The sequence below is a fragment of the Ruegeria sp. BHSB172 genome (genome assembly GCF_059613165.1).
This window is the reverse complement of sequence record NZ_JBXWRZ010000078.1, coordinates 1-5,181: the sequence shown is the minus strand read 5'-3', so window position 1 is coordinate 5,181 and position 5,181 is coordinate 1. Positions and strand designations below refer to the sequence as shown.

Annotated in this window: 6 protein-coding genes; all 6 read left to right on the top strand. The window is 59.6% G+C overall.

What is annotated here, in order from left to right; all coding sequences use genetic code 11:
- The first annotated feature begins 41 nt into the window (after window positions 1-41).
- Window positions 42-1,136 carry a TRAP transporter substrate-binding protein gene (locus AC2FM3_RS17685; protein ID WP_496684525.1) on the top strand — a complete coding sequence of 365 codons (1,095 nt, stop codon included), beginning with the start codon at window positions 42-44 and terminating at the stop codon, window positions 1,134-1,136.
- An 82-nt stretch (window positions 1,137-1,218) separates the two neighbouring features.
- Window positions 1,219-1,827 carry a TRAP transporter small permease subunit gene (locus AC2FM3_RS17680; RefSeq protein WP_496684522.1) on the top strand — a complete coding sequence of 203 codons (609 nt, stop codon included), beginning with the start codon at window positions 1,219-1,221 and terminating at the stop codon, window positions 1,825-1,827.
- Window positions 1,820-3,184, top strand: a complete 1,365-nt coding sequence (locus tag AC2FM3_RS17675) for a TRAP transporter large permease (protein ID WP_496684519.1) — start codon at window positions 1,820-1,822, stop codon at window positions 3,182-3,184. The genes AC2FM3_RS17680 and AC2FM3_RS17675 overlap by 8 nt, the downstream gene beginning before the upstream one ends.
- Window positions 3,181-4,536 (top strand): amidase, encoded by a 1,356-nt coding sequence (locus AC2FM3_RS17670; protein ID WP_496684516.1) that lies wholly within the window; start codon window positions 3,181-3,183, stop codon window positions 4,534-4,536. Before AC2FM3_RS17675 ends, AC2FM3_RS17670 begins: the two co-directional genes overlap by 4 nt.
- 4 nt (window positions 4,537-4,540) lie before the next feature.
- Window positions 4,541-4,735 carry a hypothetical protein gene (locus AC2FM3_RS17665; protein ID WP_496684513.1) on the top strand — a complete coding sequence of 65 codons (195 nt, stop codon included), beginning with the start codon at window positions 4,541-4,543 and terminating at the stop codon, window positions 4,733-4,735.
- A gap of 4 nt (window positions 4,736-4,739) precedes the next feature.
- Window positions 4,740-5,181: Rossmann-fold NAD(P)-binding domain-containing protein (locus AC2FM3_RS17660; protein ID WP_496684511.1), on the top strand; the 442-nt coding region annotated here is incomplete at its 3' end.

The window sequence follows — 5,181 nt, the reverse complement described above, 5'->3', positions numbered from 1 at the left end:
AGCACCGCGCAAACGGTCAGTGCCCAACCAAGGGAGGAAACATGACAAAATCTTTGAACCGCAGAAATTTTCTGCGCGGGTCGGCCGTTGTGGGCGCAGGTGCGCTTGCGGCACCCGCCGTGCACGCGCAGGAGGGAACCACACTCAAGATGCAGGCGGCCTGGGGCGGCGGCATCTTTCTTGAAAATGCTCAATCCTATGTGAACCGTGTCAACGAGATGACGGGAGGCCGCCTGACCATCGAATTGCTGCCCGTGAACTCGGTCGTGAAGACCAGCCAGATGCAGGACGCGGTTCACCGCGGTGTTCTGGACGCGGCCCATTACGTGCCGGCCTATTGGTATTCGAAATCCAAAACGGCCTCGCTGTTTGGGACTGGCCCCTGTTTTGGTTGGTCCAGCCAAGAAGTTCTGGGCTGGGTCTATTACGGCGGCGGTCAGGAACTGTTCGACGAATTGATGGCCAACTTGGGTCTGAACGTCGTGTCGTTCTTCAACTCGCCCATGCCGGCGCAGCCGCTGGGGTGGTTCAAAGAGCAGATCACCAGCGCCGACCAGATGAACGGTCTGAAATACCGGACCGTCGGATTGGCGGCGGATGTTCTGTTGGAAATGGGCATGTCTGTGGTGCAGCTGCCGGGTGGCGAGATTCAGCCTGCGATGAAGTCCGGCCTGATCGACGCGGCCGAGTTCAACAACCCGACATCAGACCGCGACTTCGGCATGCAGGACGTTTCGAAACATTACCATCTGGCCTCGTTCCACCAGAGCCAGGAATTCTTCGAGGTCACATTCAACAAGGACAAGTACAACGCCCTGTCGCCCGAGCTTCAGGCAATTCTGAAATACGCCTCCGAGGCCGAGAACTCGAACTTCTATTGGCACAACACCAAGCGCTACTCGGAAGATCTGGTAAAGCTGGCCGAAGAGCAGGGCGTGAACGTCTATCGTACGCCCGACAGCGTCATGCAGGCGCAGCTGGATGCTTGGGACGTGGTGGTCGAGCGGATTTCAGGCGAGGACCCGTTCTTTGCCAAGGTCATCGAAAGCCAGAAGGCCTATGCCAAGACGGTCATGAACTATCTGAACCTGAACCAGCCCGACTACAAGCTGGCCTACAAGCACTACTTCAGCTGACCAACGACGTCAGTAGCACCAAAGGAGGTCGCGCCCCGCGCGCGGCATCCTAATACGGGGTAGAACAGGCGAGGGACGGACCTTGATCAAGACAATCCACGCCATCGAAGGGCTGAGCCAATGGGTCGGCAAGGCCTTCGGATGGTGCATTCTGATATTGACGCTTTCTGTATCGTACGAAGTCTTCGTGCGCTATGTGCTCAACAGCCCGACCGTATGGGCGTTCGACATGATGGTACAGATGTATGGCGCGCTGTTTCTGATGGCAGGCGCCTATGCGTTGGCCCAGGACGCGCATGTCCGGGGCGACGTCCTTTACAGACTGTTTTCCGTCCGCTGGCAGGCGCGGGTCGATTTCGTTCTGTACATCCTGTTCTTTTTCCCGGGTATGTTTGCCCTGTTCTGGTACGGCTGGGAAATCGCAGCCGACAGCTGGCGCTACAAGGAAGTGAGCTGGAACAGCCCCGCGCGGATTCAGATCTATTTCTTCAAGACCCTGATCCCGCTTGCGGGCTTTTTGCTGATGCTTCAGGGCCTGGCCGAGATGGGCCGGTGTTGGTTGGCCATGCGCGATGGCGAATGGCTGCCGCGCCTGGATGATGTCCGTGAAACCGAAGACATGCTGATGGACGAAACCATCGACCGTCTGAATGCGACCCGTACCGAGAAAGGAGGGCGCAGCGATGACTGATCCTCAAGTCGCCATCCTGATGCTCAGCCTGTTCATCGTACTGGTACTGCTGGGCTTTCCGATCGCGTTCACGCTTTTGGCGATGGGCGTGGGTTTTGGGTACTATGCATACTACCAATCCGCCCCCGAAACCATTTCGGACATCTTCAACAACAACATATTCTACTTGCTGAACCAGAACACCTATTCGGTGATGGAAAATGACACGCTGGTCGCCATCCCTTTGTTCCTGTTCATGGGATACGTGGTTGAACGGGCCAATATCGTCGACCGATTGTTCTTCTCGCTGTATATGGCGGCTCGAAACCTGCCGGGGTCGCTGGCAATCGCTGCCCTGATGACGTGCGCGGTGTTTTCGACCGCGTCGGGGATCGTGGGGGCAGTGGTCACGCTGATGGGTCTTTTGGCCTACCCGGCGATGGCCAATGCCGGATACCAGCGCAGCTTTGCGGCCGGCGTCATTTGTGCCGGCGGAACGCTCGGAATTCTGATCCCGCCATCGATCATGTTGATCGTCTATGCGGCAATCGCAGAGTTGTCACCACTGCGCCTCTATGCCGCCGCCGTATTTCCCGGCCTGATGCTGGCAGGATTGTACATCGTTTACGTGATGGTGCGGGTATGGCTGAACCCGTCGCTGGCCCCAAAGCCGGCCGAGGGGGACATCCCGCCCAAACGTCAGATCTATATGGATCTCTTGGTTTCCTTCGTGCCGCTGACCGTGTTGATCTTGCTGGTCCTCGGCTCGATCCTGGGCGGGCTTGCAACTCCGGCCGAGGCGGCTGCGATGGGTGCGCTCGGCGGGTTGGTTCTGGCCATGATCTATCGGTCCCTGACCTGGGATAAAGTCAAGCAAAGCGTCTTTCTGACCGCCAAGGCGACGGCGATGGTCTGTTGGCTGTTCGTCGGATCGTGGACTTTCGCGTCCGTGTTTTCCTATCTGGGGGGGCATGACGTCATCGAACACTGGGTCGTTGGCATGAACCTGCAGCCTTGGCAGTTCCTGGTTCTGGCGCAGTTGATCATCTTTCTGCTCGGCTGGCCGCTGGAGTGGTCCGAGATTCTGATCATCTTCGTGCCGATTTTCCTGCCGATGCTCGAGACCTTTGGGGTGAACCCGTATTTCTTTGCGATGCTCGTTGCCCTGAACCTTCAAACCTCTTTCTTGACCCCGCCAATGGCGATGTCAGCCTATTACCTGAAGGGGGTTCTGAAGTCGCAGATCGAACTGATGGAGATCTTCCGCGGGCTGATGCCCTATCTGGCGATCGTGATCCTGTGCATGGTGCTGATGTACCAGTTTCCGGGCATTGCATTGTGGTTCCCGGACTATCTGTTCGGTGTGTGGGTGCCATGACGAAACACGACCTGACCCTGCTTTCGGCGGTTCACGCCGCCGATGCCATCCGAGCAGGCCGGATCACGTCACAGGCATTGGTCGAGGCCTGCCTTGAAAGGATCGAACAGACTGAGCCGGCGATCCGCGCCTGGGCTTATCTGGATGCGGGATCGGCGCTGGATCAGGCGCGGGAATTGGACCGCATTCGCAAAGCCGGGCGACCGACTGGAAAACTGCATGGCGTTCCGGTTGGCCTGAAGGATATCGTGGACACCCGCGACATGCCGACCCAACGGGGCAGCGCGGTGTTCGCCGGTCGCCAACCTGATGCCGACGCGCGGTTGGTCGAACGTCTGCGCGACTCCGGTGCGGTGATCTTGGGCAAAACAAAAACCACTGAATTTGCCTTCATGCACCCGACCGACACGACCAACCCGTTTGATCCCACCCGTTCACCGGGCGGTTCATCCAGCGGTTCGGCCGCCGCCGTGGCTGCGCGGCATGTGCCGCTGGCGATTGGAACGCAGACAGGTGGATCGGTGATTCGTCCCGCCTCGTTCTGCGGGGTCTTCGGCATCAAGCCCACCCGTGGCACGATCTCGCGTAGCGGTGTGTTCCGCACCTCGGTCTCGCTCGATCAGATCGGCGGCTTTGCCAACTCGCTCGAAGATGCGGCGCTGTTGATCGACGCGGTGTCCGGCTATGACCAGACCGACCCCGCCAGCTTTGCCCGACCGCGCGGCGAGATGCTGGCCGGCGCGAGGGCCGAAGCCCCGGTCGAGCCTGATTTTGTGTGGCTGGACTTTCCCTTCAACGACCGTCTTGACGAAGATGCGGCCGAAGGCCTGAACGCCGTCGCCGACGCCCTCGACGGGCGCGTCGAACGCATTCCGGCCTCGGCACAGCTGGCTGATCTGGCAAACGTGCACAAAGTGATCTACGACCATGAGATCAGCCAGAACATGGCCGAGATTGCCGCAAGCGATCCCGACAGGATCAGCGCCGAGATGCACGAGGCCATCATCCGGGGCCAGAAGATCAGTGCGGCGCAATACGAAGATGCCTTGGGCATCATGGCCTCGGCTCAGGAGTTTTTCGCAAACTTCTTCAACGATTACGATGCGGTCATCGCACCGGCGGCAACGGGGCAGGCGCCCCTGCTCAGCGCCGGCCATACCGGCGATTCCGTGTTTTGCCTGACGTGGACGCTGGCCGGCCTGCCCTGTCTGAGCCTTCCCTTGCTGGTTGGTGAAAATGACCTCCCGGTCGGGGTCCAGTTGGTTGGGGCCGCCGAAGAGGATGACAGGCTTCTGCGCACAGCCGCTTGGTTGCAGCGCCAACTCGCCGCCGGGCCAGAAACAGGAGTATGAAATCATGTCGCGCTTGACGAACATAATCATGGCCGTGATCGGAACCGGGTTGATGATGGCCTTTGTTCTGGGCCTTGCCCAGAGCATCTCGACCGGGTTTGCCGGGTTTTGGGGCGGGTTTCCGTTTCTGGTGATCGCGATCTTCGTGATCGCGCTGGCGCTGTACAACTTCTGGGAAGATGCCATCAAGAAGGACTGACGCCATGAGCGACAAACCCGTCCTGTGGCTTCCGCGCCGTGTGTCTGATGCAACGATCGCTCGGGCGCGACGCGACTATGAGGTGGTGCTGAACGAAGCGGACACACCCGGCACAGCCGACGATATCATCAGGATGAGTGCGCAGGTCGATGCGATGATGCCCTGCCATTCCGAGCATTTCACTGCCGAGGTCGTAGCCCAGTTGGATCCGCGGCTGAAGATCATCGCCAACCACTCGGTGGGTGTCGATCATTGCGATCTGGCGGCGCTTGCAGCCCGTGGAGTCGTGGTGACCAATACCCCGGACGTTCTCTCGGACGCCACGGCCGAGCTGGCGATGCTGTTGATGCTTGGGGCTGCCCGCCGTGCGGTCGAGGGGGACCGGTTGGTGCGCAGCGGCGGATGGAACAACTGGAGCCCGTCGTTCATGGTGGGCAAACAGGTGA